Below are 21,713 nucleotides of genomic sequence, written 5' to 3' on the forward strand. Positions count from 1 at the left end.
AGCTTCCTGTCGCGAGGTGGCGTATATTACGCTTTCCTCCTTCGGAGTCAACTTCTTTTTGAGAAGTTTTTCCGGCGGTTCAGATGCTTCCTGAACCTCCTGAGCCGCTGGCCTGTAAGCCGTTGTGCCGTCTCAGTGGTTGCGCATTATAGGGATCCGAATTTATTGCACAAGCCTTTTTTGGATCTTTCTTTTTGGTTGCTGGGTTTTCACTCTTATCGTTGAGATCTCAGACGATCCGCACAAAATTAAGACGTTTTTTTGCCTCGATCATTGAACAATCATCGTCCTGCCATCAGGCTGGAAGGATCTTATCAACAAAGAGGTCATGATGAGCCACAACATACGTACGTATAAAGGAGTGCGCCCCCAGCTGGGTGAGCGTGTAATGATTGATTCGACCAGCGTCGTCATTGGCAATGTCGTTCTGGCGGATGATGTCGGTATCTGGCCCCTGGTGGTTATCCGTGGAGATGTTAATCGCGTCTCCATCGGTAAACGCACTAACATCCAGGACGGCAGCGTGCTGCATCTGACTCACAAGTCAGCCGCCAATCCGCAAGGCCATCCACTGATCATCGGCGAAGATGTTACTGTCGGACATAAGGCCATGCTGCACGGCTGCACCATTGGCAATCGGGTACTGGTCGGTATGGGGGCAATTCTGCTGGATGGTGTCGTAGTGGAGGATGACGTGATGATTGGTGCCGGTAGCCTGGTCTCCCCCGGCAAGCGCCTGGAGAGCGGCTTTCTTTATCTTGGAAGCCCGGCGAAAAAAATCAGACCACTGACGGAAGAAGAGACTGGCGGTCTGCTTTATTCTGCCAGTAACTATGTGGGCTGGAAAAATGATTACCTGTCAGAAGAGAGCCAGAACCAGCCCTGAGCATCTTCATCCAGCTGTCTGATTGCCTGCTCCGCATCATCTTCCAGTTCCCAGCGGTTCAGACGGAAGCAGCTAAGGGGATCACCTTCTGCAGCAAAGCGGCGAAGTAAGGCTTCGCCGCCAATGGCGCAAACACACTGAAAACCATCTACCAGCGCGGTAAAGCACACCGCTCGCGCTGCATCATCCCACCATTCTCTTTCGGGAAACTGAATCGACTGATTCACTCACTCATCTCGGCTTTCAGCACAGCAATAACGGGCGTGATGTCCGGCATAACACCGTGCCACAGCATAAAGGCATGGGCAGCTTGCCCCACCAGCATACCGAGTCCATCCGCCATCTGAGTCGATCCCTGCTGACGACACCACCGCAGGAAAGGCGTCTCACCCACTTGATAAAACATGTCATAGCAACGGGTCTGTGCATTAACCAGTGAAGCCGGCAGGTCAGGAACATTGCCAGCAACGCCGCTGGAGGTCGCATTGATGACCAGATCAAACGGCATAGTGGTGAGTTCATCACGGGTTACTGCCCTGACGTCACCATGCCGATGAAACAGCGTCTCCAGCTCTGCAGCTTTCGCATAAGTGCGGTTAGTGATTGCAATGCGGCTATCAGTAGAGAGTAAAGGGAGGATCACACCGCGGGCCGCCCCGCCTGCCCCGATCAGCAAGATCCGATCGCCGGGTTCGATCAGCTGCAGACGTTGCAGATCGCTTAACAGCCCGATCCCGTCGGTGTTATCGCCCAGCAGGCGGCCATCATCCAGCTTCTTCAGCGTATTGACCGCGCCCGCCAACGCCGCACGCTCACTTAACTCACCGGCCAGCGCATAAGCTTGCTGCTTAAAAGGCAGCGTCACATTTGCGCCTTTTCCTTCTGCGGCAAAAAATGCCCCCACCGCCTGCTCAAAACCGTCCACTGGCGCACAACAACGTGTGTAGGGATGAAGCAGCCGGGTCTGTTCAGCAAAGAGTTGATGAATACGCGGTGATTTACTGTGATGAATCGGATTACCAAAGACGACAAACGACATAGTGTTCTCTTTTATCCCTGGCGAATAAGATCACCGGTTAATACATCACGAATTTCTGATGGATTCTGGCGGCCACCGGTTTCCCCATGAAGCACCGGAAAATCGCTCCCGAACTGCGCCAGGACTTCTGCGACGTTACGACAGGGTGGCAGCCCCGTCAGATTGGCACTGGTGGACACCAGCGGCTTACCCAGGCCATGGCATAGTGCTGCGACGTCAGGATGGTCGCTGACGCGTACCGCCAGGGATGAAAAACGTCCCGTCAGCCAGGCCGGTGTCGTTACCCGTGCTGGCAACACCCAGGTCACCGGTCCCGGCCAGCGCGAAAACATACGATGCTTCTGCTCAACAGAAAGTTGCTCGTCTGCAATATAGGGGAGCAATTGCTGAAAGTCAGAGGCAATCAGGATGAGCCCTTTCTCTACTGGACGTCGTTTCAACGTCAGCAACTGCATCACGGCGGTTTCACTATCAGGATCGCAACCTAAACCAAATACGGCCTCGGTGGGATAAGCTATCACAGCAGACTGACGTAACTGACTTATGCACCGCGCTAGCGAATCATCCACGGATTTCATCTTCACTACCATTCTCTGACGTTACAGGTTTGCCACAGGCTTTACTGGCGCAGAAACGCTTTGCACCTCTGGCGGTTTTCTTTTCAATAAGTAGCGGGAACTGGCAAAACTCACAGACACCTTCAACCGGAGTGAAATTCACCGCAAACTGGCATTCCGGGTAGCGGTCGCAGGCATGGAAGGTTTTACCGTAGCGCGATCGTCGCTGTACCAGCTTCCCTCCCTGGCACTGTGGACAGGCGAGTGTGGTTTCATCCGGCTTATCGATGGTTTCTGTGTGGTCGCATTCGGGATAATCACCGCAGGCGATAAACATGCCATAACGCCCCTGACGCAGCACCAGAGCGGCACCACATTTCGGGCACAGCTGACCATCGAGCACTTTAATGATGTGCCCGTCAGCCTGACCTTTCAGTGGACGAATATAGTCACACTCGGGATAACGCGAACACCCAAGGAAAGCACCGTGCTTCCCTGAGCGAATAACCAGGTCTGCCCCACACTGGGGGCAGGATTCATTTTTTCGCACAGCGAAAAGCGCTGTTTTATTCATAACATTGTGTACACGAAGGCAATCTTCAGTGCAGCATTCCTTCATTGACGTCGAAAAGTAGCTCTTCCATTTGCTGATAAGCGTTTTCACATCCCGGGATGTTAAACAGCACCATCAGCACCACCCATTTGAGATCGTCCAGATCAAACTCGAGGGTATCAAGCGCCATGATACGTTCGATGACCATTTCACGTGTTTCCAGATTCAGTACCTGAATTTGCTCCAGGAACAGAATAAAGCCACGACAGTTGGCATCTAAACGCTGACTCTCTTCCTCGGTGTAGATACGCATAGACAGCGGATCGGAAGTCAACTGAATCGGAGCCACCAGACCTTCCTGATAATCCGCCAGCTTTTCCAACCAGTTCAACGCATTATAAATATCTTCACGATGAAAACCTGCTTCGGCTAAATCATCCGTTAATTTATCCTGGTCAACGCGCATTTCTGCTTCGTTGTGGATGTACGTTTCAAACAGATACATTAGTACGTCGAACATGGCTTGCCCTCCTCAATCGGACATAGCCGCCGGGTACAGCTGCGATCCACCCTGCTAACTCCAACTCAAGCAGCTTCGCTACGATGGCTGGCACAGGTTGGCCGGCACGTTCAGCGACGACGTCAACAGGTGTAACCTCATCTCCTACGTTAGCCAACACATCGGGAAATGGCAATGGAGGATTAGCACTCTCTGCGGAATTGTTTGTCAGTTGTGATAAATCAGTCAGCCACGTCAGGTCGCTCTGTATTTGTTCGATAATATTATTGGGGTGTGCTACCAGCAAGGCCCCCTGCTGGATCAGCCAGTGGGTGCCTTCACTGCCCGGATTACCCAGGGCACCCGGAATCGCGTAAACATCACGATTCTGTTCCAGCGCCAGTTTCGCGGTGACCAGTGAACCACTGCGCAACGTCGCCTCTACCACCAGAACGCCCAGGCTGAGACCGCTGATGATGCGGTTTCGCCGTGGAAAATGCGCTGGTAACGGTTTCACACACAGCGGGAACTCAGAGACCAATGCCCCGCCGCCGGCAATGATCTGCTCTGCCAGTGACGTATGATGCCGGGGGTAGAGGGTACTCAATCCGCTGCCCAGCACCGCAATGGTTTTACCCTCTACCTCCAGCGCTGCCCGATGGGCTACGCCATCAATGCCTGACGCCAACCCACTGGTAATGGTCAGTCCGCTGAGTGCCAGGGCCTGACTGAACCAGCTTCCCCATTCGCGACCATAATGTGAGCAGTGGCGGCTGCCCACGACAGCCAGCTGCGGGGAAGTCAGTAAAGCCGGATCGCCGGCAACAAACAGTATCAGAGGAAAATGAGCAATCGCTTTTAACTGCGCTGGGTAATAAGGGCTCAGTGGGGTAATAAAATAGTGCTGCGGCGCTTCCAGCCATTGCAGACTCTGCGCAATAATTGCCTGGTCGTATAAGAGGAACGCCTGCTGTTGATGGGGTAATAATCCCAGAGAGGCCAGCGCCCGCCCATCCGGCTGTGCAATCGCCTGTAAGGCCGTCATCGAAACCAGACGCTGCGAACTGGACATTCCGGGTACGCCTGAAAGCCGTAACGCGCATTCCACTGGTGACATAAATCGCTCCCTGACTCAGCCCCTTCCCCCTGAAGGTTACCTGCCGGGAATGCTGTCAATCCCAGCGCGAAATGTCTACAATAAGAGGGATAAATATCTAATCCCTTGAACACAGATCTGGAACGTTATGTCAGTCTTGCAGGTATTACATTTTCCTGACGATCGCCTGCGCATCGTTGCGAACCCCGTAAAAGAAGTGAATGCCGATATCCAGCGTATCGTCGATGATATGTTTGATACGATGTATGCCGAAGAAGGTATTGGCCTGGCCGCAACTCAGGTGGATATCCATCAGCGCATCATTGTTATAGATGTCTCTGAGAATCGTGACGAACGCCTGGTACTGATTAACCCTGAGCTGCTGGAAGAGAGCGGCGAAACGGGCATCGAAGAAGGCTGCCTGTCTATTCCGGAACAGCGAGCCCTGGTGCCGCGAGCCGAGAAAGTCAAAATCCGTGCGCTGGACCGTGAAGGCAAAAGCTTTGAGCTGGAAGCAGATGGCCTGCTGGCAATCTGTATTCAGCACGAGATGGATCACCTGGTAGGTAAATTGTTTATTGATTACCTGTCGCCAATGAAACGTCAGCGTATCCGTCAAAAGCTGGAAAAACTGTATCGCCAGAGCGCCCGCGACTAGGTTCGCTGGCTAGAGGGAATCACGTGTCCGAATCATTGAAAATCATTTTTGCCGGCACCCCTGACTTTGCAGCGCGTCATCTTGACGCGCTGTTGTCATCAGGACATCAGGTTGTCGGTGTATTCACTCAGCCAGACCGCCCTGCGGGTCGGGGCAATAAGGTGACCGCCAGCCCGGTGAAACAACTGGCTGAACAACACAGCATTCCGGTATTTCAGCCCAAGTCCTTACGTGCTGAGGAAAATCAGCAGCTGGTTGCTGCGCTGAACGCCGATGTCATGGTGGTGGTTGCCTACGGTTTGATCCTACCCAAGAGCGTGCTGGATATGCCACGTCTGGGCTGTATTAATGTTCACGGTTCTCTGCTACCACGCTGGCGCGGTGCTGCACCCATTCAGCGTTCGTTGTGGGCCGGTGATGCGGAAACCGGTGTGACTATTATGCAGATGGATGTCGGCCTCGATACCGGCGATATGCTGCACAAACTGGCCTGCCCTATCGAAGCCACAGACACCAGCGCCACACTGTATGACAAACTGGCGCAGCTCGGCCCGACCGGTATGCTAACCACGCTGGCACAGATTGCAGACGGTAGCGTACAGCCTGAAGTGCAGGATGAATCGCTGGTCAGCTATGCCGAGAAACTGAGTAAAGAAGAGGCCCGCCTTGACTGGTCACTCTCTGCCGCACAGCTGGAGCGCTGTATCCGCGCCTTTAATCCCTGGCCTGTGAGCTACTTCATCATTGATGAACAACCCGTGAAAGTGTGGAAGGCCTCCGTTCTGGCCGCCGTTAACGGACACCAGCCGGGTGAAATCCTGCAGGCCGATAAACAGGGCATTCAGATCGCCACGGCCGATGGCGTACTGAATATTGAAGAACTGCAGCCTGCCGGCAAGAAAGCCATGAAAGCCCAGGATCTGCTTAATTCCCGCCGTGAATGGTTTACCCCGGGCAATATCATTGCCTGACACGATGCCCGGTAGCGCATACCGGGTTTTCGTCAGAATTGCGAACCCACTATGAAAAAAAATACCAATTTACGCAGCGTTGCCGCTCAGACTATCGAAAAAGTAGTAGAGCAGGGACAATCGCTCAGTAACGTGCTGCCCGCCGCCCAGAAAACGGTCGGTGAAAAGGATGCGGCCCTGTTACAGGAGCTTTGCTATGGCGTCCTGCGCACCCTGCCACAGCAGGAATGGATTATCAGCAAGCTGATGTCACGCCCGATGACCGGTAAGCAACGGACGATCCACTATCTGATTATGGTCGGCCTTTATCAGCTGATGTACACCCGCATTCCGGCACATGCCGCGCTGGCGGAGACGGTAGAAGGTGCCATCGCCCTGAAACGTCAGCAGCTAAAAGGGTTGATCAACGGTGTCCTGCGCCAGTTCCAGCGTCAGCAGGAAGCACTGATGCAGCAGATGAATGAAGGTGATCAACAGTATCTGCATCCTAAGTGGCTACTGGAACGCCTGAAACGCGCCTGGCCTGGTCAGTGGAAACACATTGTTGAAGCCAATAATCAACGTCCGCCCATGTGGCTGCGCGTGAACCGTAATCATCACAGTCGTGATGCCTGGCTGGCCCTGCTGGAAGAGAGTGGTAAAACCGCCTTTGCCCATCCGCAGCATAGCGATGCCTTAAGGCTGGAAGCGCCCTGCGCCGTAGGACTGTTACCGGGCTTTACAGAGGGATGGGTGACCGTACAGGATGCGTCGGCCCAGGGCTGCGTCGCGCTGCTCGATCCGCAAAACGGCGAGAAGATCCTCGATCTGTGTGCCGCGCCGGGGGGAAAAACCACACATATTCTGGAAGCCGCTCCACGGGCTGAAGTGATGGCGGTTGATGTGGACGCACAGCGGCTGGCCAGGATCAGTGAGAATTTACAGCGGCTGAATATGCAGGCAGAGGTCAAGCTGGGTGACGGACGTACCCCGCAGGAGTGGTGTGGAAACACTCAGTTCGATCGTATCCTGCTGGATGCGCCATGCTCGGCAACCGGCGTGATCCGCCGTCACCCGGATATTAAATGGCTGCGCCGCGACCGGGATATACCGGAACTGGCCCTGCTGCAACAACAGATCCTGGATGCAGTATGGCCTCATCTGAAGTCTGGCGGCACCATGCTGTACGCCACCTGTTCCATACTCCCCGAAGAGAATGCCTTGCAGATAACCCAGTTCCTGCAGCGACATGCTGATGCACGTCTTTGCGAGACTGGCGATCTGACCCATCCGGGTATTCAGGTCTTTCCGCAAATCGATGGTGGTGATGGCTTCTATTACGCTAAATTGATAAAACAGTGATCGGCGTGGCGCGGTAAACTGCACCATAACCTGAACGACAACCAACAGACTGAAGCTCAATGAAAATCATCATTCTTGGCGCAGGACAGGTCGGCGGAACCCTTGCTGAAAACCTGGTCGGTGAAAACAACGATATTACCGTGGTCGATACCGATGCGCTGCGTTTACGACAGCTGCAGGACAAATTTGACCTGCGCGTGGTTCAGGGGCATGGCTCGCATCCCCGGGTCCTGCGGGAGGCCGGCGCTGAAGATGCTGATATGTTGGTTGCCGTCACCAACTCGGATGAAACGAATATGGTGGCCTGCCAGGTTGCCTATTCTCTGTTTAACACCCCGAACCGTATTGCCCGCATCCGCGCGCCGGATTATATCCGCGATGCCGACAAGTTATTCATCCCTGAGGCGGTGCCCATCGATCATCTGATCTCCCCTGAGCAGTTGGTGATCGACAATATCTACCGCTTAATTGAATATCCGGGTGCGCTGCAGGTGGTGAACTTCGCTGAAGGTAAAGTGAGCCTGGCGGTGGTGAAAGCCTATTACGGCGGTCCGCTGGTCGGTAATGCGCTGTCGGTGATGCGCGAACATATGCCGCATATTGATACACGCGTGGCGGCGATATTTCGTCAGGATCGCCCGATCCGCCCGCAGGGATCGACCATCATCGAAGCGGGAGATGAGGTGTTCTTCATTGCCGCCAGTCAGAATATCCGTGCGGTGATGAGTGAATATCAGCGTCTGGAAAAGCCCTACAAGCGCATTATGATTGTCGGGGGAGGCAATATTGGCTTCGGTCTGGCACAGCGTCTGGAAAAGCACTACAGCGTTAAATTGATCGAACGGGATCAGCAGCGGGCGGCCGAACTGGCGCAGAATCTGCAAAATACCATCGTCTTTTATGGCGATGCGTCGGATCAGGAGCTGCTGGCGGAGGAACACGTCGATCAGATCGATCTGTTTATCGCTATCACCAACGACGATGAAGCCAATATCATGTCGGCGATGCTGGCCAAGCGCATGGGCGCGAAAAAAGCGATGGTCCTGATCCAGCGCCGTGCCTATGTTGACCTGGTGCAGGGCAGCGTCATTGATATCGCCATCTCGCCCCAGCAGGCGACAATTTCTGCGCTGCTTGGCCACGTGCGTAAGGCCGATATTGTTGGCGTCTCCTCACTCCGTCGCGGTGTCGCAGAAGCCATTGAGGCTATTGCGCACGGTGAAGAATCGACCTCTAAGGTGGTCGGTCGCCAGATCGATGATATTAAACTTCCTCCTGGTACGATTATCGGTGCAGTAGTACGTGGAAATGAAGTGATCATCGCCAATGATAATCTGCGTATCGAACAGGGTGACCATGTGATCATGTTCCTGACGGATAAAAAGTTCGTGCCGGACGTCGAAAGATTGTTCCAGCCAAGTCCCTTCTTCCTGTGATGCCCGCGTCCCTCACCCGGCTTCAGTGCCGGGTGCTGCGGATTTTTATCCTCTCCCTCCGTGGAAAATGCACCATCGTTTGTTAGACTTACATCATTGGCAAAAACAGGAGATAACAATGAGTTTATTCAAAGAGTTTCGCGATTTCGCGATGCGGGGCAACGTGGTGGACCTGGCGGTCGGTGTCATCATCGGCGCTGCGTTTGGCAAAATCGTGTCCTCACTGGTGGCAAATATCATTATGCCCCCGCTGGGATTACTGATTGGTGGCGTAGATTTTAAACAGTTCGCGTGGGTATTGAAACCCGCGGAAGGGGAAACAGCAGCTGTCGTGATGCAGTACGGAATTTTCCTGCAGACCATTTTTGACTTTGTCATCGTTGCATTTGCCATCTTTATGGCCATCAAAGTGATGAACAAAATGTACAAAAAGAAAGAAGTGGAAAAACCGGTGGCCAAGCCCTCTGCGGAAGAAACACTGTTAAGTGAAATTCGCGACCTGCTTAAAGAACAAAATAATAAAACGCTGTAATTTGACTGTCACTTCCCGGAACCGCCATCACTGGCGGTTTTTTTATGCCTGAATAGCCAGGAGGCCAGTGGTCAGTACGCTATTAACGCTCTGACCACTGGCCTCCCAGTTACCTTTCTTCGCATGCTTATCTTTGCGACGGTAGCTGCCTTTGCCTTTTTCATTCGCTTCAACGCGCGTTTTAAAAAGCGGGTCATGAAGCAATGCTTCAAGCGCATTATGGCGGATAGTGCCTTTCTTATGCTGGTAAACAGTCATGATTTTTCCTGTTGGTGAATGACGCCAAGGAATATAAACCTGTGAAGACGGAATTTCAATCGGTGCTTTTATCCATTGTTGAGGTCGCTCCTTTCTCCAGTGCCTCCAGTATTGAGCAGTAAACGCTACTGTGAGCGGTACCACAGCAGGCATCATTCAGCCGCTTCAGTGAGCGCTGCATGTGTTGCAGTTCGCTGAGCATAGACTCAACTTCGTTCAGTCGCTTTTGCACAATTGTTTTGGACTCCTGACAGGTGTGATGTTCCGGATCGACGCGAATAGAGAGCAGCTCCCGAATAGATTCCAGAGTGAACCCCAGCTGGCGACCATAGCGGATAAACTTCAGGCGCTGTAAATCGTTGTCGCTGTACAGACGAAATCCCCCGCCGGTTCGCACCTGGTGATCCATCATCTGCTGCTTTTCATAGAAACGAATAGTATCTGGCGTCACGTCCGCCAGCTTCGCAAGTTGCCCGATACGGTACATTACTTCTCCTCAAGAAAATGTTGCTGCACTTTGCTGCCATAACCACCGCGCAAAAAATCGGTACTGATACCCGCCTGCCGCAGCTTTATCTCCAGCAGCCGCAGATGTTTTTCCTGCTGCTTATAGCGCGTATCCGCAGGATCAACCGTACGCAATAATTCATCTAACTCAAGCGCTTCACGTCTCATCTCCAGTTCCGGCGGCAGGTAACCCGAATTTTTGAGGATGCGATAGCCAGCGCGCAGCTCTGCCGGGACATGGCTGTCATCATCAAGCTGTAACGGCTGGCCCGAGCCGGGAAGGTCATCGAGCTCTCCCTGGCGCAGGGCGGCAAGAATATGTTGTTCTGCCAGTTGATCGAGTAAGGACATCACTGCCTCCATAAATCAGAATGAGGTCAGCATAGCGCATTTGAAAGGGTGTTAACCAGGAGGAGGAATTCTGGATATAAAAAAACCCCGCAAGCGGGGTTTTTTCAGTACTGCGGCAGATTACTCTGCTGCAGCTTCTGCTTGAGCTTCTGGACGATCAACCAGCTCGATGTAAGCCATCGGAGCGTTGTCACCAGCGCGGAAGCCACACTTCAGAATGCGAGTGTAACCACCTGCACGGCTCGCGAAACGCGGACCGAGCTCATTAAACAGTTTTGCCACGATCTCGTTATCACGAGTACGGGCGAATGCCAGACGACGATTAGCTACGCTGTCGGTCTTGGCAAGAGTAATCAGCGGCTCAACTACGCGACGCAGCTCTTTCGCTTTTGGCAGGGTCGTCTTGATGATCTCATGACGAACCAAAGAGCCAGCCATGTTGCGGAACATAGCCTGACGATGGCTGCTGTTGCGGTTCAGTTGACGACCACTCTTACGATGGCGCATGACCTTATCCTTCTCAGTGAAACCTTAACCTGTGATCGGGTTATTCATCAGCGATGCTAGCGGGCGGCCAGTTTTCCAGGCGCATGCCCAGAGACAGACCACGAGAAGCCAGCACATCTTTAATCTCAGTAAGAGATTTTTTACCAAGGTTAGGCGTTTTAAGCAGCTCAACCTCGGTACGCTGTACCAGATCACCGATGTAGTGGATAGCTTCTGCCTTAAGGCAGTTAGCAGAGCGGACAGTCAATTCCAGATCGTCAACAGGGCGCAGCAAGATCGGATCGAATTCTGGTTTCTCTTCTTTCACTTCCGGCTGACGTACATCACGTAAGTCGACGAAAGCTTCCAGTTGTTCAGCCAGGATGGTAGCCGCACGGCGGATCGCTTCTTCAGGATCTATAGTGCCGTTGGTTTCCATTTCGATGACCAGCTTGTCCAAATCGGTACGCTGTTCTACACGCGCTGCTTCAACATTGTAGGCAATTCGCTCTACAGGGCTGTAGCAGGCGTCGACCAGCAGACGGCCGATTGGGCGCTCATCTTCTTCCGAATGAATTCGGGCAGAAGCCGGCACATAACCACGGCCACGCTGAACTTTGATACGCATGCTAATAGCGGCGTTTTCATCGGTCAGGTGACAGATCACGTGCTGCGGCTTGACGATTTCGACATCCCCATCATGGGTGATATCGGCTGCAGTCACAGGGCCAATGCCAGATTTATTCAGAGTAAGAATAACTTCATCTTTGCCCTGAACTCTTACCGCCAAACCTTTCAGGTTGAGCAGGATTTCCAGGATATCTTCCTGTACGCCCTCTTTGGTGCTGTACTCGTGCAGTACACCATCAATTTCAACCTCGGTCACCGCGCAACCCGGCATTGATGAAAGCAGAATACGGCGCAGTGCGTTACCAAGAGTATGGCCAAAGCCACGCTCTAAAGGCTCAAGGGTCACCTTGGCGTGCGTCGAACTCACTTGCTCGATATCTACCAGGCGCGGTTTTAGAAACTCTGTCACAGAACCCTGCATTGTGTCCTCTCTTTGGTACTAAGCCTTACTTGGAGTAAAGCTCGACGATCAGGTGTTCGTTAATGTCCGCAGACAGATCAGTACGTTCAGGAATACGCTTGAACACACCTTCCATCTTAGTTGCATCAACTTCCAGCCAGGTTGGCTTTTCACGCTGTTCAGCCAGCTCCAGAGCGGCTTTCACGCGAGACTGCTTTTTGGCTTTCTCACGGATGCTAACAACGTCATTCGGAGTTACCTGATAAGAAGCGATGCTAACAACGCGGCCGTTTACCAAAATAGATTTATGGCTAACCAACTGACGTGCTTCTGCACGAGTGGCGCCAAAGCCCATACGGTAAACTACGTTATCCAGACGACCTTCCAGCAGAGCTAACAGGTTTTCACCGGTGTTGCCTTTCAGACGAGCTGCTTCTTTATAATAGTTACGGAACTGACGCTCCAGCACGCCGTACATACGACGAACTTTCTGCTTTTCACGTAACTGCACACCATAGTCAGACAGACGTGGCTTGCGCGCACCGTGCTGACCAGGAGCTTGTTCAATCTTACACTTGGTATCAATCGCGCGAACGCCAGACTTAAGGAACAGGTCTGTGCCTTCACGACGGCTCAGCTTGAGCTTAGGACCCAAATATCTTGCCATTTTCTTTCTCCAACATTCCTAAAAAACGGGGCGTTATACGCGACGTTTTTTCGGCGGACGACAACCGTTGTGAGGGATCGGAGTCACATCAGTAATATTAGTGATGCGGAAACCAGCAGCGTTCAGGGCACGAATTGTTGATTCGCGGCCTGGACCAGGACCCTTAACCATAACTTCCAGGTTCTTAATACCGTAATCTTTCACGGCCTCTGCGCAACGCTCTGCAGCAACCTGCGCAGCGAACGGCGTAGACTTACGAGAACCACGGAAACCGGAACCACCGGCTGTTGCCCAACCCAGCGCATTACCCTGACGATCGGTAATAGTTACGATGGTGTTGTTAAAAGATGCATGGACATGAGCCACGCCATCAGAGACTTGCTTTCTTACACGCTTGCGTGCACGAACTGGTGCCTTTGCCATTATTCAATCACCCCGATTATTTCTTGATCGGTTTACGCGGACCCTTACGGGTACGTGCGTTGGTCTTGGTACGCTGACCGCGCACTGGAAGACCACGACGATGACGCAAACCACGATAGCAACCAAGGTCCATAAGACGCTTGATGCTCAGGGTGACTTCACGACGCAGATCGCCTTCAACAACAAATTTCGCTACTGCATCACGCAGAATGTCGATTTGTTCTTCAGACAGCTCACTGATCTTAACATTTTCAGCGATTCCCGTAGATGCACAGATAGCCTGTGAACGGGTCTTGCCGATACCGAAAATTGCAGTTAATGCGATAACGGTATGTTTATGATCAGGAATGTTAATGCCTGCTATACGGGCCACTATGCACTCCTATTTAATTACTTATGCGTCCCATGCCGAAAAGCCCGTTTTCAGGATACTCAAATGGAAACGCATAGACATACAAAAGATTGGCTGGCTAATCTAGCCAGCTCAACCCGACTTTGCAAGAAAAATATGCGATTAAATCAGCCTTGGCGCTGTTTATGCTTAGGCTCGGCACTGCAGATCACACGAACGACACCGTCGCGACGAACGATTTTGCAGTTACGACATAATTTCTTGACGGAAGCACGAACTTTCATTTTTACTCTCCGTAACTTCTCAAGCGCCTGAATTAACGGCCGTAGCCCTTCAGGTTTGCTTTCTTCAATGCAGACTCGTACTGACTTGACATCATCAGAGTTTGCACTTGAGCCATAAAGTCCATGATGACAACCACTACAATCAGCAGTGATGTACCGCCGAAGTAGAATGGTACTTTCATCGCATCACGCATGAACTCCGGGATCAGGCAGATAAAGGTAATGTACAACGCACCGATTAATGTCAGGCGGGTCATTACTTTATCGATGTACTTCGCCGTCTGTTCTCCCGGACGAATACCTGGTACAAATGCACCAGACTTCTTCAGGTTATCTGCTGTTTCACGCGGGTTGAACACCAACGCTGTGTAGAAGAAACAGAAGAAGATGATTGCAGTCGCATAGAGTAACACATAAAGCGGTTGACCAGGCTGTAACGACATAGAAATAGTCGTCAGCCAGTTCCAGCCAGTTCCGCCCCCGAACCATGACGCGATGGTTGCTGGGAACAGGATAATGCTGGAAGCAAAGATAGCAGGGATTACACCGGCCATATTCACTTTCAACGGTAAATGTGTGCTCTGCGCAGCATAGACACGACGGCCTTGCTGACGTTTCGCATAGTTCACCACAATGCGGCGTTGACCACGCTCAACGAAAACAACGAAGAAGGTCACTGCAAATACGAGAACTGCAACCAACAGCAACAGGAGGAAGTGCAGGTCGCCTTGCCGCGCTTGCTCGATGGTATGGCCAATGGCCGGCGGCAGACCCGCAACGATACCAGCGAAGATAATGATCGAGATACCGTTACCGATACCTCGTTCAGTTATCTGCTCGCCCAGCCACATCAGGAACATTGTCCCGGTAACCAGACTGACAACAGCAGTAAAGTAGAAAGCAAATCCTGGGTTTAACACCAGGCCCTGCATTCCAGGCATATTCGGCAGGCCGGTAGCAATACCGACCGCCTGGAATATCCCTAATACCAGAGTACCGTAACGGGTGTACTGACTAATCTTACGACGGCCAGCCTCCCCTTCTTTCTTGATTTCAGCTAACGCTGGATGAACCACCGTCAGCAGCTGGATAATAATAGAGGCCGAAATATACGGCATAATACCCAGGGCAAAGATAGAAGCACGGCTCAGAGCACCACCAGAGAACATGTTGAACATTTCAATGATGGTGCCACGCTGTTGCTCAAGCAATTTGGCAAGTACAGTGGCATCGATACCAGGGATTGGAATAAAAGAGCCAATACGGAAAACAATCAGCGCACCAATCACAAACAGAAGTCTGCGTTTTAGTTCGCCAAAACCACCCTTGGCACTTTGAAAATCTAATCCCGGTTGCTTAGCCATCTGCTACTTATTCCTCAATTTTACCGCCAGCAGCTTCGATTGCAGCACGAGCGCCTTTAGTCACACGCAGACCGCGAATCGTTACCGGTGCAGAAACTTCGCCAGACAGGATCACTTTCGCGAACTCCATCTGAATACCGATAATGTTTGCTGCTTTCAGCGTGTTCAGGTCGACGATACCGCCTTCAACTTTCGCCAGGTCAGACAGACGAACTTCTGCAGTGACCATTGCTTTGCGAGAGGTGAAACCGAATTTCGGCAGACGACGGTACAGAGGCATCTGGCCGCCTTCAAAACCACGACGTACGCCACCGCCAGAACGTGAGTTCTGACCTTTGTGACCGCGACCGCCGGTCTTGCCGAGGCCAGAACCGATACCACGACCCAGACGTTTTGAAGCGTGCTTGGAACCGTCGGCCGGAGACAGAGTATTTAAACGCATCTGTTACTCCTCCACTTTAACCATGTAGGAAATCGCGTTAACCATACCGCGTACAGCTGGCGTGTCTTCACGCTCTACGGTGTGGTTAATACGACGCAGACCCAGGCCAAGCAGCGTTGCCTTGTGTTTAGGCAAACGGCCGATCGAACTGCGGGTTTGAGTAATTTTAATAGTCTTAGCCATGGTCATTACCCCAGAATGTCTTCAACGGATTTGCCACGCTTGGCAGCGACCATTTCTGGGGAATTCATGTTGGCCAGGCCATCCAGAGTTGCACGAACCACGTTGATCGGGTTAGTGGAACCGTAGGCTTTAGCCAGAACGTTATGAACCCCAGCAACTTCCAGAACGGCGCGCATTGCACCACCGGCAATAATACCGGTACCTTCTGAAGCGGGTTGCATGAACACACGAGAACCTGTGTGCACACCTTTAACAGGGTGCTGCAGGGTGCCGTTGTTCAGCGCGACGTTGATCATATTGCGACGAGCTTTTTCCATCGCTTTCTGGATCGCTGCTGGAACTTCACGCGCTTTACCGTAACCAAAACCGATGCGACCGTTACCATCACCAACAACAGTCAGAGCTGTGAAGGAGAAAATACGACCACCTTTAACGGTTTTCGATACGCGATTTACCGCGATCAGCTTTTCCTGCAGTTCGCCAGCTTGTTTTTCGATGTGTGCCATCTTACACCTCTACCTTAGAACTGTAGGCCAGCTTCACGGGCAGCATCTGCCAGTGCCTGGACACGACCATGATATTGGAAACCAGAACGGTCGAAAGAAACACCTGTGATGCCTTTTTCGATTGCGCGTTCAGCAACTGCTTTACCAACAGCAGCGGCAGCGTCTTTGTTTCCAGTGTACTTCAGTTGCTCACTGATAGCTTTTTCTACTGTAGAAGCAGCGACCAGGACTTCAGAACCGTTTGGTGCGATTACCTGTGCGTAAATATGACGCGGGGTACGATGTACCACCAGGCGAGTAGCACCCAGCTCTTTGAGCTTGCGACGTGCGCGGGTCGCACGACGGATACGAGCAGATTTCTTATCCATAGTGTTACCTTACTTCTTCTTAGCCTCTTTGGTACGCACGACTTCGTCGGCGTAACGAACACCCTTGCCTTTATAAGGCTCAGGACGACGGTAGGCGCGTAAATCTGCTGCAACCTGACCAATCAGCTGTTTATCAGCGCCTTTCAGCACGATTTCAGTCTGAGTTGGACATTCAGCAGTGATTCCCGCTGGCAGCGCGTGGTCAACTGGGTGAGAGAAGCCAAGGGCCAAGCTCACAGAGTTGCCTTTTACGGCTGCACGATAACCTACACCAACCAGCTGCAGCTTCTTAGTGAAGCCTTCGGTAACACCGATAACCATAGCGTTCAGCAGAGCGCGTGAAGTACCAGCCTGCGCCCAACCATCCACAAAACCTTCGCGCGGAGCGAAAGTCAGGGTGTTGTCAGCATGCTTAACTTCTACAGCTTTGTTGAGCGTACGAGTCAGCTCGCCGTTTTTACCTTTAATCGAAATTACCTGACCGTCGAGTTTTACCTCTACGCCGGCAGGAATCGCGACTGGTGCTTTAGCAACACGAGACATTTATTCCTCCGATTAAGCTACGTAGCAGATAATTTCGCCGCCAAGACCTGCCTGGCGAGCTGCACGATCGGTCATAACACCTTTAGAGGTAGAGATAACAGCGATACCCAGTCCAGCCATAACTTTAGGCAGTTCGTCTTTGCGTTTGTAGATACGCAGACCTGGACGGCTTACACGCTGAATGCTCTCAACCACTGCCTTGCCCTGGAAATACTTAAGTGTCAGTTCCAGTTCAGGCTTGGTGTCGCCTTCGACTTTAAATTCTTCAATATAGCCTTCTTCCTTCAGCACGTTGGCAATCGCCAATTTCAGCTTGGAGGAAGGCATGGTGACCGCAACTTTGTTCGCGGCTTGACCGTTACGGATACGGGTCAGCATATCCGCGATCGGATCTTGCATGCTCATCTGTCTTTACTCCCGTGATTCAATTGGTAATTACCAGCTAGCCTTTTTCAAGCCAGGTACTTCACCGCGCATGGCGGCTTCACGCAACTTGATACGGCTCAGACCGAATTTGCCCACATAACCATGTGGACGGCCAGTTTGGCGGCAGCGGTTACGCTGACGAGACGGGCTGGAATCACGCGGCAGAGTTTGCAGCTTGAGAACAGCATTCCAACGATCTTCGTCGGATGAGTTCACACTAGAAATGATAGCTTTCAGTTCCTCGCGTTTAGCGCGGTACTTGTCAGCCAGTTTCACGCGAACGACTTCGCGTGCTTTCATCGATTGCTTAGCCATCAGTAACCCTGCCTTACTTGCGGAACGGGAAGTTAAAAGCAGCCAAAAGTGCGCGGCCTTCATCATCAGATTTCGCAGTGGTGGTAATGGTGATATCCAAACCACGAACGCGGTCGACTTTGTCATAGTCGATCTCTGGGAAGATGATCTGCTCACGAACGCCCATGCTGTAGTTACCACGGCCATCGAATGACTTAGCGGACAAGCCACGGAAGTCACGGATACGTGGAACAGCAATAGAAATCAGACGCTCAAAGAACTCCCACATGCGTTCGCCACGCAGAGTTACTTTACAGCCGATCGGATAGCCCTGACGGATTTTGAAGCCTGCAACTGATTTGCGTGCTTTGGTGATAAACGGCTTTTGACCGGAGATTGCTGCCAAGTCAGCTGCTGCATTGTCCAGCAGTTTCTTGTCAGCGATCGCTTCACCTACACCCATATTCAGGGTGATCTTCTCGACCCGAGGGACTTGCATGACAGAATTGTAGCTAAACTCAGTCATGAGTTGTTTAACTACTTCGTCTTTGTAGTAATCATGCAGTTTCGCCATCGTACTACTCCAAATTACTTGATAGTTTCGCTGTTCGATTTGAAGAAACGGACTTTTTTGCCGTCTTCGAATCTAAAGCCTACACGGTCAGCCTTGCCGGTTGCCGAGTTGAAGAGTGCAACGTTAGAAACCTGAATAGCAGCTTCTTTTTCAACGATGCCACCTGGTTGGTTCAGAGCCGGAACCGGCTTTGAGTGCTTCTTAACCAGGTTAATACCTTCAACAATCAGTTTGCCTGAAGACAGAACATTTTTTACTTTACCGCGCTTACCTTTATCTTTGCCGGTCAGCACGATAACTTCGTCATCGCGACGGATTTTAGCTGCCATTTTTCGCTCCTTAGAGTACTTCTGGTGCCAGAGAGATAATTTTCATGAACTTTTCAGTACGAAGTTCACGAGTTACCGGCCCAAAAATACGCGTTCCGATAGGCTGCTCACTGTTATTATTTAAAATAACGCATGCATTACCATCGAAGCGAATGACAGAACCGTCCGGGCGACGAACACCCTTCCTGGTGCGCACCACTACCGCTTTCAGCACATCACCCTTCTTAACCTTACCGCGAGGAATTGCTTCCTTGATGGTAATTTTGATGATGTCGCCTACGCCTGCGTAGCGACGGTGCGAGCCACCCAGAACCTTGATACACATTACGCGACGTGCACCGGAGTTGTCGGCGACGGTCAGCATAGTCTGTTCTTGGATCATTTTAGTGCTCCGCTAATGTCAACTACTACTTCGGGACCTGATTCAGGTCGTATAAAAGCCCCATATTGAGGGCGCAGCATTATAACACTGCTTCCTGCATATGGGTAGAAAAAATAAACGGCTCTTGCGAGCCGCTTATCTTATTTTTTAGAGACGGCAGATTCTATTACAGAATCGCTTTCTCTACAACGCGAACCAGCGTCCAGGACTTAGTCTTGGACAGTGGACGGCATTCGCGGATTTCAACCACGTCGCCGATACCACATTCGTTGTTCTCGTCATGTACGTGCAGTTTGGTCGTACGTTTGATGAATTTCCCGTAGATCGGGTGCTTCACAACACGTTCGATTGCAACAACAATGGATTTCTCCATTTTGTCACTCAGAACACGACCTTGCAGAGTACGGATTTTATCGGTCATTACGCACCCGCCTTCTCAGTCAGTAAAGTCTTAACGCGTGCAACATCACGACGAACATTCTTCAAGACGTGAGTCTGTTGAAGTTGGCCGGATGCTGCCTGCATGCGCAGATTGAACTGCTCACGCAGTAGGTTAAGTAGCTCAGTGTTCAGCTCTTCAACGCTTTTTTCACGCAGCTCTGTTGCTTTCATTACATCACCGTCTTAGTTACAAAGGTGGTTTTGATAGGCAGTTTTGCTGCTGCCAGCTTGAATGCTTCACGGGCCAGCTCTTCCGGTACGCCGTCCATTTCATACAGGACTTTACCAGGCTGGATCAAGGCAACCCAATACTCTACGTTACCTTTACCTTTACCCATACGCACTTCCAGCGGCTTCTCGGTAATTGGTTTGTCCGGGAATACACGGATCCAAATTTTACCTTGACGCTTAACTGCACGGGTCATAGCACGACGTGCTGCTTCGATCTGACGTGCAGTCAGACGACCACGGCCAACAGCTTTCAGACCGAAAGTACCGAAGCTAACATCCGTACCCTGCGCCAGACCACGGTTGCGGCCTTTATGCACTTTACGGAATTTTGTACGCTTTGGTTGTAACATCAGCGACTCTCCTTACTTACGGCCTTTACGCTGCTGCTTTTTAGGTTGAGCAGCCGGTTCCGGTTGTTCAACAGCAGCCATACCACCCAGGATCTCACCTTTGAAGATCCATACCTTAACGCCGATTACACCATAAGTGGTGTGGGCTTCAGAGGTGTTGTAGTCAATGTCTGCACGCAGAGTGTGCAGTGGCACGCGGCCTTCACGGTACCATTCAGTACGCGCGATTTCTGCACCGCCAAGACGGCCACTAACTTCAACTTTGATCCCTTTAGCGCCCAGACGCATTGCGTTCTGTACAGCACGCTTCATAGCACGACGGAACATCACACGACGCTCCAGCTGTGAAGTGATGCTGTCAGCAACCAATTTAGCGTCCAGTTCCGGTTTACGGACTTCGGCGATATTGATCTGTGCAGGAACGCCAGCGATATCCGCTACGACCTTGCGCAGTTTTTCTACATCTTCGCCTTTCTTACCGATAACGATGCCTGGGCGAGCGGTGTGAATAGTCACACGGATGCTCTTAGCCGGACGCTCGATAACGATACGAGAAACGGATGCTTTAGCCAGTTCTTTAGTCAGGAACTGACGCACTTTAAAGTCGCTGTCCAGGTTGTCAGCGAATTCTTTGGTATTTGCGAACCAGGTAGAGTTCCAGGGTTTAACAATACCCAGGCGAATACCATTAGGATGTACTTTCTGACCCATTGCTAGTCTCCAGAGTCTCAGCGATCGGACACAACCACAGTAATGTGGCTGGTGCGCTTCAGGATGCGATCTGCACGACCTTTTGCACGAGGCATAATGCGCTTCATGCTTGGGCCTTCGTCAACGAAGATCTTCGTGACTTTCAGATCATCAATGTCAGCGCCATCGTTGTGTTCGGCGTTAGCAATGGCAGATTCCAGGACTTTCTTGACCAGTACAGCCGCTTTCTTATTGGTGTAGGTCAAAATGTCCAGAGCCTGCGACACTTTCTTACCGCGTACAAGATCCGCTACCAGGCGAACCTTCTGTGCAGAAGAACGAGCGTGGCGATGTTTAGCGATAGTTTCCATCTCTTCCTCCTGCCTTAGCGTTTCTTGGCTTTTTTATCAGCCGCGTGGCCGCGATAAGTACGGGTCGGTGCAAATTCACCCAGTTTGTGACCGACCATTTCGTCGGAAACAAAGACAGGAACGTGCTGACGACCATTATGGACAGCGATGGTCAAACCGATCATGTTAGGGAAGATCGTTGAACGACGGGACCAGGTGCGCAGTGGCTTCTTGTCTCCGCTTTCCAAAGCTTTCTCTACCTTCTTCAGCAAGTGCAGGTCAATAAAAGGACCTTTCTTGAGAGAACGTGGCAT

At 51.7% G+C, this 21,713-nt stretch carries 38 protein-coding genes; 6 read left to right on the plus strand and 32 right to left on the minus strand.

Annotated elements, in window-relative coordinates:
* The first annotated feature begins 331 nt into the window (after nt 1–331).
* Nucleotides 332–886 carry a gamma carbonic anhydrase family protein gene (locus tag ACZ3HG_RS10430; RefSeq protein ID WP_191935728.1) on the plus strand — a complete coding sequence of 185 codons (555 nt, stop codon included), beginning with the start codon at nt 332–334 and terminating at the stop codon, nt 884–886.
* Here ACZ3HG_RS10430 and ACZ3HG_RS10435 read toward each other — a convergent pair.
* From ACZ3HG_RS10435 to dprA, 6 genes are read right to left on the minus strand one after another with little or no spacing between them, the layout of a single operon-like run.
* A complete protein-coding gene (locus ACZ3HG_RS10435; protein WP_191935729.1) occupies nt 853–1,113 on the minus strand; it encodes a DUF1488 family protein in 261 nt (86 codons plus the stop codon). The genes ACZ3HG_RS10430 and ACZ3HG_RS10435 overlap by 34 nt on opposite strands.
* A complete protein-coding gene (gene aroE, locus ACZ3HG_RS10440; protein WP_191935730.1) occupies nt 1,110–1,925 on the minus strand; it encodes a shikimate dehydrogenase in 816 nt (271 codons plus the stop codon). Before aroE ends, ACZ3HG_RS10435 begins: the two co-directional genes overlap by 4 nt.
* Before the next feature lie 11 nt (nt 1,926–1,936).
* Complete coding sequence (gene tsaC / locus ACZ3HG_RS10445) at nt 1,937–2,503, minus strand: L-threonylcarbamoyladenylate synthase type 1 TsaC (protein ID WP_465332796.1); 567 nt, start codon at nt 2,501–2,503, stop codon at nt 1,937–1,939.
* Entirely contained in the window at nt 2,487–3,056 is a 570-nt protein-coding gene (locus ACZ3HG_RS10450; protein WP_465332797.1) for a DNA topoisomerase family protein, read from the minus strand. The genes tsaC and ACZ3HG_RS10450 overlap by 17 nt, the downstream gene beginning before the upstream one ends.
* A gap of 25 nt (nt 3,057–3,081) precedes the next feature.
* Complete coding sequence (gene smg / locus ACZ3HG_RS10455; protein ID WP_062749311.1) at nt 3,082–3,555, minus strand: DUF494 family protein Smg; 474 nt, start codon at nt 3,553–3,555, stop codon at nt 3,082–3,084.
* Nucleotides 3,527–4,651, minus strand: a complete 1,125-nt coding sequence (gene dprA, locus ACZ3HG_RS10460) for a DNA-protecting protein DprA (RefSeq protein ID WP_465332798.1) — start codon at nt 4,649–4,651, stop codon at nt 3,527–3,529. Before dprA ends, smg begins: the two co-directional genes overlap by 29 nt.
* 127 nt (nt 4,652–4,778) lie before the next feature.
* On the opposite strand from dprA, the gene def reads away from it, so the two are divergent.
* The 5 genes from def to mscL all read left to right on the plus strand — a co-directional run bounded on the left by def (nt 4,779) and on the right by mscL (nt 9,568).
* Nucleotides 4,779–5,288 carry a peptide deformylase gene (gene def / locus ACZ3HG_RS10465; protein ID WP_465332799.1) on the plus strand — a complete coding sequence of 170 codons (510 nt, stop codon included), beginning with the start codon at nt 4,779–4,781 and terminating at the stop codon, nt 5,286–5,288.
* A 23-nt stretch (nt 5,289–5,311) separates the two neighbouring features.
* The gene (gene fmt / locus ACZ3HG_RS10470) at nt 5,312–6,259 is read left to right on the plus strand and encodes a methionyl-tRNA formyltransferase (RefSeq protein WP_465332800.1); all 948 of its coding nucleotides are present in this window, start codon (nt 5,312–5,314) and stop codon (nt 6,257–6,259) included.
* Nucleotides 6,260–6,310: 51 nt separating this feature from the next.
* Nucleotides 6,311–7,600: a 16S rRNA (cytosine(967)-C(5))-methyltransferase RsmB gene (gene rsmB, locus ACZ3HG_RS10475; RefSeq protein WP_465332801.1), complete on the plus strand. Its 1,290-nt coding sequence runs from the start codon at nt 6,311–6,313 to the stop codon at nt 7,598–7,600.
* A gap of 59 nt (nt 7,601–7,659) precedes the next feature.
* Nucleotides 7,660–9,036: a Trk system potassium transporter TrkA gene (gene trkA / locus ACZ3HG_RS10480; RefSeq protein WP_191935735.1), complete on the plus strand. Its 1,377-nt coding sequence runs from the start codon at nt 7,660–7,662 to the stop codon at nt 9,034–9,036.
* A gap of 118 nt (nt 9,037–9,154) precedes the next feature.
* Nucleotides 9,155–9,568: a large-conductance mechanosensitive channel protein MscL gene (mscL, locus tag ACZ3HG_RS10485; protein WP_191935736.1), complete on the plus strand. Its 414-nt coding sequence runs from the start codon at nt 9,155–9,157 to the stop codon at nt 9,566–9,568.
* A 42-nt stretch (nt 9,569–9,610) separates the two neighbouring features.
* Here mscL and ACZ3HG_RS10490 read toward each other — a convergent pair whose 3' ends face one another.
* From ACZ3HG_RS10490 to rpsS, 26 genes are all read right to left on the minus strand, one after another.
* On the minus strand, nt 9,611–9,826 hold the full coding sequence (locus tag ACZ3HG_RS10490; protein ID WP_465332802.1) for an alternative ribosome-rescue factor A: 216 nt from the start codon (nt 9,824–9,826) through the stop codon (nt 9,611–9,613).
* 55 nt (nt 9,827–9,881) lie between these two features.
* Nucleotides 9,882–10,313 carry a Zn(2+)-responsive transcriptional regulator gene (zntR, locus tag ACZ3HG_RS10495; RefSeq protein ID WP_191935738.1) on the minus strand — a complete coding sequence of 144 codons (432 nt, stop codon included), beginning with the start codon at nt 10,311–10,313 and terminating at the stop codon, nt 9,882–9,884.
* Nucleotides 10,313–10,684, minus strand: coding sequence for a DnaJ family domain-containing protein (locus ACZ3HG_RS10500; protein ID WP_465332803.1), 372 nt, complete (start codon nt 10,682–10,684; stop codon nt 10,313–10,315). The genes zntR and ACZ3HG_RS10500 overlap by 1 nt, the downstream gene beginning before the upstream one ends.
* A 120-nt stretch (nt 10,685–10,804) precedes the next feature.
* Nucleotides 10,805–11,191, minus strand: coding sequence for a 50S ribosomal protein L17 (gene rplQ / locus ACZ3HG_RS10505; RefSeq protein ID WP_003850180.1), 387 nt, complete (start codon nt 11,189–11,191; stop codon nt 10,805–10,807).
* A 40-nt stretch (nt 11,192–11,231) separates the two neighbouring features.
* Nucleotides 11,232–12,221 carry a DNA-directed RNA polymerase subunit alpha gene (locus tag ACZ3HG_RS10510; protein ID WP_002919219.1) on the minus strand — a complete coding sequence of 330 codons (990 nt, stop codon included), beginning with the start codon at nt 12,219–12,221 and terminating at the stop codon, nt 11,232–11,234.
* Between the two features lie 25 nt (nt 12,222–12,246).
* Nucleotides 12,247–12,867, minus strand: coding sequence for a 30S ribosomal protein S4 (gene rpsD / locus ACZ3HG_RS10515; protein ID WP_048917625.1), 621 nt, complete (start codon nt 12,865–12,867; stop codon nt 12,247–12,249).
* Nucleotides 12,868–12,900: 33 nt separating this feature from the next.
* Nucleotides 12,901–13,290 carry a 30S ribosomal protein S11 gene (gene rpsK, locus ACZ3HG_RS10520; RefSeq protein ID WP_004160563.1) on the minus strand — a complete coding sequence of 130 codons (390 nt, stop codon included), beginning with the start codon at nt 13,288–13,290 and terminating at the stop codon, nt 12,901–12,903.
* 16 nt (nt 13,291–13,306) lie between these two features.
* Nucleotides 13,307–13,663 (minus strand): 30S ribosomal protein S13, encoded by a 357-nt coding sequence (gene rpsM, locus ACZ3HG_RS10525; RefSeq protein WP_048917626.1) that lies wholly within the window; start codon nt 13,661–13,663, stop codon nt 13,307–13,309.
* A gap of 146 nt (nt 13,664–13,809) precedes the next feature.
* Nucleotides 13,810–13,926 carry a 50S ribosomal protein L36 gene (gene rpmJ, locus ACZ3HG_RS10530; protein ID WP_020322760.1) on the minus strand — a complete coding sequence of 39 codons (117 nt, stop codon included), beginning with the start codon at nt 13,924–13,926 and terminating at the stop codon, nt 13,810–13,812.
* A gap of 32 nt (nt 13,927–13,958) precedes the next feature.
* Nucleotides 13,959–15,290 carry a preprotein translocase subunit SecY gene (secY, locus tag ACZ3HG_RS10535; RefSeq protein ID WP_004160567.1) on the minus strand — a complete coding sequence of 444 codons (1,332 nt, stop codon included), beginning with the start codon at nt 15,288–15,290 and terminating at the stop codon, nt 13,959–13,961.
* 7 nt (nt 15,291–15,297) lie between these two features.
* On the minus strand, nt 15,298–15,732 hold the full coding sequence (gene rplO / locus ACZ3HG_RS10540; RefSeq protein ID WP_048917627.1) for a 50S ribosomal protein L15: 435 nt from the start codon (nt 15,730–15,732) through the stop codon (nt 15,298–15,300).
* Nucleotides 15,733–15,735: 3 nt separating this feature from the next.
* Nucleotides 15,736–15,915, minus strand: a complete 180-nt coding sequence (gene rpmD, locus ACZ3HG_RS10545; protein WP_004160569.1) for a 50S ribosomal protein L30 — start codon at nt 15,913–15,915, stop codon at nt 15,736–15,738.
* Between the two features lie 5 nt (nt 15,916–15,920).
* Nucleotides 15,921–16,421, minus strand: a complete 501-nt coding sequence (gene rpsE / locus ACZ3HG_RS10550; RefSeq protein ID WP_004160571.1) for a 30S ribosomal protein S5 — start codon at nt 16,419–16,421, stop codon at nt 15,921–15,923.
* A 14-nt stretch (nt 16,422–16,435) separates the two neighbouring features.
* Complete coding sequence (gene rplR, locus ACZ3HG_RS10555; RefSeq protein ID WP_004160572.1) at nt 16,436–16,789, minus strand: 50S ribosomal protein L18; 354 nt, start codon at nt 16,787–16,789, stop codon at nt 16,436–16,438.
* 9 nt (nt 16,790–16,798) lie between these two features.
* Nucleotides 16,799–17,332 carry a 50S ribosomal protein L6 gene (rplF, locus tag ACZ3HG_RS10560; protein WP_048917629.1) on the minus strand — a complete coding sequence of 178 codons (534 nt, stop codon included), beginning with the start codon at nt 17,330–17,332 and terminating at the stop codon, nt 16,799–16,801.
* A gap of 12 nt (nt 17,333–17,344) precedes the next feature.
* A complete protein-coding gene (gene rpsH / locus ACZ3HG_RS10565; protein ID WP_048917630.1) occupies nt 17,345–17,737 on the minus strand; it encodes a 30S ribosomal protein S8 in 393 nt (130 codons plus the stop codon).
* Between the two features lie 30 nt (nt 17,738–17,767).
* Complete coding sequence (rpsN, locus tag ACZ3HG_RS10570; protein ID WP_052902737.1) at nt 17,768–18,073, minus strand: 30S ribosomal protein S14; 306 nt, start codon at nt 18,071–18,073, stop codon at nt 17,768–17,770.
* A gap of 13 nt (nt 18,074–18,086) precedes the next feature.
* Complete coding sequence (gene rplE, locus ACZ3HG_RS10575; protein WP_013204126.1) at nt 18,087–18,626, minus strand: 50S ribosomal protein L5; 540 nt, start codon at nt 18,624–18,626, stop codon at nt 18,087–18,089.
* Between the two features lie 14 nt (nt 18,627–18,640).
* Nucleotides 18,641–18,955 (minus strand): 50S ribosomal protein L24, encoded by a 315-nt coding sequence (gene rplX, locus ACZ3HG_RS10580; protein WP_048917632.1) that lies wholly within the window; start codon nt 18,953–18,955, stop codon nt 18,641–18,643.
* Between the two features lie 10 nt (nt 18,956–18,965).
* Nucleotides 18,966–19,337, minus strand: a complete 372-nt coding sequence (gene rplN, locus ACZ3HG_RS10585) for a 50S ribosomal protein L14 (protein ID WP_015960712.1) — start codon at nt 19,335–19,337, stop codon at nt 18,966–18,968.
* Between the two features lie 166 nt (nt 19,338–19,503).
* On the minus strand, nt 19,504–19,758 hold the full coding sequence (gene rpsQ / locus ACZ3HG_RS10590; protein ID WP_048917634.1) for a 30S ribosomal protein S17: 255 nt from the start codon (nt 19,756–19,758) through the stop codon (nt 19,504–19,506).
* Nucleotides 19,758–19,949 carry a 50S ribosomal protein L29 gene (rpmC, locus tag ACZ3HG_RS10595; protein WP_048917635.1) on the minus strand — a complete coding sequence of 64 codons (192 nt, stop codon included), beginning with the start codon at nt 19,947–19,949 and terminating at the stop codon, nt 19,758–19,760. Before rpmC ends, rpsQ begins: the two co-directional genes overlap by 1 nt.
* On the minus strand, nt 19,949–20,359 hold the full coding sequence (gene rplP, locus ACZ3HG_RS10600; RefSeq protein ID WP_002438716.1) for a 50S ribosomal protein L16: 411 nt from the start codon (nt 20,357–20,359) through the stop codon (nt 19,949–19,951). Before rplP ends, rpmC begins: the two co-directional genes overlap by 1 nt.
* 12 nt (nt 20,360–20,371) lie before the next feature.
* The gene (gene rpsC / locus ACZ3HG_RS10605) at nt 20,372–21,070 is read right to left on the minus strand and encodes a 30S ribosomal protein S3 (protein WP_002919766.1); all 699 of its coding nucleotides are present in this window, start codon (nt 21,068–21,070) and stop codon (nt 20,372–20,374) included.
* Between the two features lie 17 nt (nt 21,071–21,087).
* Complete coding sequence (gene rplV, locus ACZ3HG_RS10610) at nt 21,088–21,420, minus strand: 50S ribosomal protein L22 (RefSeq protein WP_000447532.1); 333 nt, start codon at nt 21,418–21,420, stop codon at nt 21,088–21,090.
* Nucleotides 21,421–21,434: 14 nt separating this feature from the next.
* Nucleotides 21,435–21,713: a 30S ribosomal protein S19 gene (rpsS, locus tag ACZ3HG_RS10615; protein WP_004160590.1), complete on the minus strand. Its 279-nt coding sequence runs from the start codon at nt 21,711–21,713 to the stop codon at nt 21,435–21,437.

The sequence above is a fragment of the Erwinia sp. PME.40.26/001 genome (assembly GCF_055556675.1).

Excerpts from the sequence above, each read along its gene's own strand:
- rpsQ (WP_048917634.1), bottom strand. The coding sequence starts at position 19,758 with ATGACCGATAAAATCCGTACTCTGCAAGGTCGTGTTCTGAGTGACAAA.
- rsmB (WP_465332801.1), top strand. The coding sequence starts at position 6,311 with ATGAAAAAAAATACCAATTTACGCAGCGTTGCCGCTCAGACTATCGAA.
- rpsK (WP_004160563.1), bottom strand. The coding sequence starts at position 13,290 with ATGGCAAAGGCACCAGTTCGTGCACGCAAGCGTGTAAGAAAGCAAGTC.
- dprA (WP_465332798.1), bottom strand. The coding sequence starts at position 4,651 with ATGTCACCAGTGGAATGCGCGTTACGGCTTTCAGGCGTACCCGGAATG.
- rplR (WP_004160572.1), bottom strand. The coding sequence starts at position 16,789 with ATGGATAAGAAATCTGCTCGTATCCGTCGTGCGACCCGCGCACGTCGC.
- rplN (WP_015960712.1), bottom strand. The coding sequence starts at position 19,337 with ATGATCCAAGAACAGACTATGCTGACCGTCGCCGACAACTCCGGTGCA.
- tsaC (WP_465332796.1), bottom strand. The coding sequence starts at position 2,503 with ATGAAATCCGTGGATGATTCGCTAGCGCGGTGCATAAGTCAGTTACGT.
- ACZ3HG_RS10510 (WP_002919219.1), bottom strand. The coding sequence starts at position 12,221 with ATGCAGGGTTCTGTGACAGAGTTTCTAAAACCGCGCCTGGTAGATATC.
- rpsH (WP_048917630.1), bottom strand. The coding sequence starts at position 17,737 with ATGAGCATGCAAGATCCGATCGCGGATATGCTGACCCGTATCCGTAAC.
- rpsC (WP_002919766.1), bottom strand. The coding sequence starts at position 21,070 with ATGGGTCAGAAAGTACATCCTAATGGTATTCGCCTGGGTATTGTTAAA.
- rpsD (WP_048917625.1), bottom strand. The coding sequence starts at position 12,867 with ATGGCAAGATATTTGGGTCCTAAGCTCAAGCTGAGCCGTCGTGAAGGC.
- rplX (WP_048917632.1), bottom strand. The coding sequence starts at position 18,955 with ATGGCAGCTAAAATCCGTCGCGATGACGAAGTTATCGTGCTGACCGGC.
- rpsN (WP_052902737.1), bottom strand. The coding sequence starts at position 18,073 with ATGGCTAAGCAATCGATGAAAGCACGCGAAGTCGTTCGCGTGAAACTG.
- trkA (WP_191935735.1), top strand. The coding sequence starts at position 7,660 with ATGAAAATCATCATTCTTGGCGCAGGACAGGTCGGCGGAACCCTTGCT.
- ACZ3HG_RS10500 (WP_465332803.1), bottom strand. The coding sequence starts at position 10,684 with ATGTCCTTACTCGATCAACTGGCAGAACAACATATTCTTGCCGCCCTG.
- rpmC (WP_048917635.1), bottom strand. The coding sequence starts at position 19,949 with ATGAAAGCAACAGAGCTGCGTGAAAAAAGCGTTGAAGAGCTGAACACT.
- rpmD (WP_004160569.1), bottom strand. The coding sequence starts at position 15,915 with ATGGCTAAGACTATTAAAATTACTCAAACCCGCAGTTCGATCGGCCGT.
- zntR (WP_191935738.1), bottom strand. The coding sequence starts at position 10,313 with ATGTACCGTATCGGGCAACTTGCGAAGCTGGCGGACGTGACGCCAGAT.
- rpsE (WP_004160571.1), bottom strand. The coding sequence starts at position 16,421 with ATGGCACACATCGAAAAACAAGCTGGCGAACTGCAGGAAAAGCTGATC.
- rplV (WP_000447532.1), bottom strand. The coding sequence starts at position 21,420 with ATGGAAACTATCGCTAAACATCGCCACGCTCGTTCTTCTGCACAGAAG.
- rplE (WP_013204126.1), bottom strand. The coding sequence starts at position 18,626 with ATGGCGAAACTGCATGATTACTACAAAGACGAAGTAGTTAAACAACTC.
- mscL (WP_191935736.1), top strand. The coding sequence starts at position 9,155 with ATGAGTTTATTCAAAGAGTTTCGCGATTTCGCGATGCGGGGCAACGTG.
- aroE (WP_191935730.1), bottom strand. The coding sequence starts at position 1,925 with ATGTCGTTTGTCGTCTTTGGTAATCCGATTCATCACAGTAAATCACCG.
- secY (WP_004160567.1), bottom strand. The coding sequence starts at position 15,290 with ATGGCTAAGCAACCGGGATTAGATTTTCAAAGTGCCAAGGGTGGTTTT.
- rplF (WP_048917629.1), bottom strand. The coding sequence starts at position 17,332 with ATGTCTCGTGTTGCTAAAGCACCAGTCGCGATTCCTGCCGGCGTAGAG.
- rpmJ (WP_020322760.1), bottom strand. The coding sequence starts at position 13,926 with ATGAAAGTTCGTGCTTCCGTCAAGAAATTATGTCGTAACTGCAAAATC.
- rplO (WP_048917627.1), bottom strand. The coding sequence starts at position 15,732 with ATGCGTTTAAATACTCTGTCTCCGGCCGACGGTTCCAAGCACGCTTCA.
- def (WP_465332799.1), top strand. The coding sequence starts at position 4,779 with ATGTCAGTCTTGCAGGTATTACATTTTCCTGACGATCGCCTGCGCATC.
- ACZ3HG_RS10490 (WP_465332802.1), bottom strand. The coding sequence starts at position 9,826 with ATGACTGTTTACCAGCATAAGAAAGGCACTATCCGCCATAATGCGCTT.
- rpsS (WP_004160590.1), bottom strand. The coding sequence starts at position 21,713 with ATGCCACGTTCTCTCAAGAAAGGTCCTTTTATTGACCTGCACTTGCTG.
- rplQ (WP_003850180.1), bottom strand. The coding sequence starts at position 11,191 with ATGCGCCATCGTAAGAGTGGTCGTCAACTGAACCGCAACAGCAGCCAT.
- ACZ3HG_RS10430 (WP_191935728.1), top strand. The coding sequence starts at position 332 with ATGAGCCACAACATACGTACGTATAAAGGAGTGCGCCCCCAGCTGGGT.
- smg (WP_062749311.1), bottom strand. The coding sequence starts at position 3,555 with ATGTTCGACGTACTAATGTATCTGTTTGAAACGTACATCCACAACGAA.
- rplP (WP_002438716.1), bottom strand. The coding sequence starts at position 20,359 with ATGTTACAACCAAAGCGTACAAAATTCCGTAAAGTGCATAAAGGCCGC.
- ACZ3HG_RS10450 (WP_465332797.1), bottom strand. The coding sequence starts at position 3,056 with ATGAATAAAACAGCGCTTTTCGCTGTGCGAAAAAATGAATCCTGCCCC.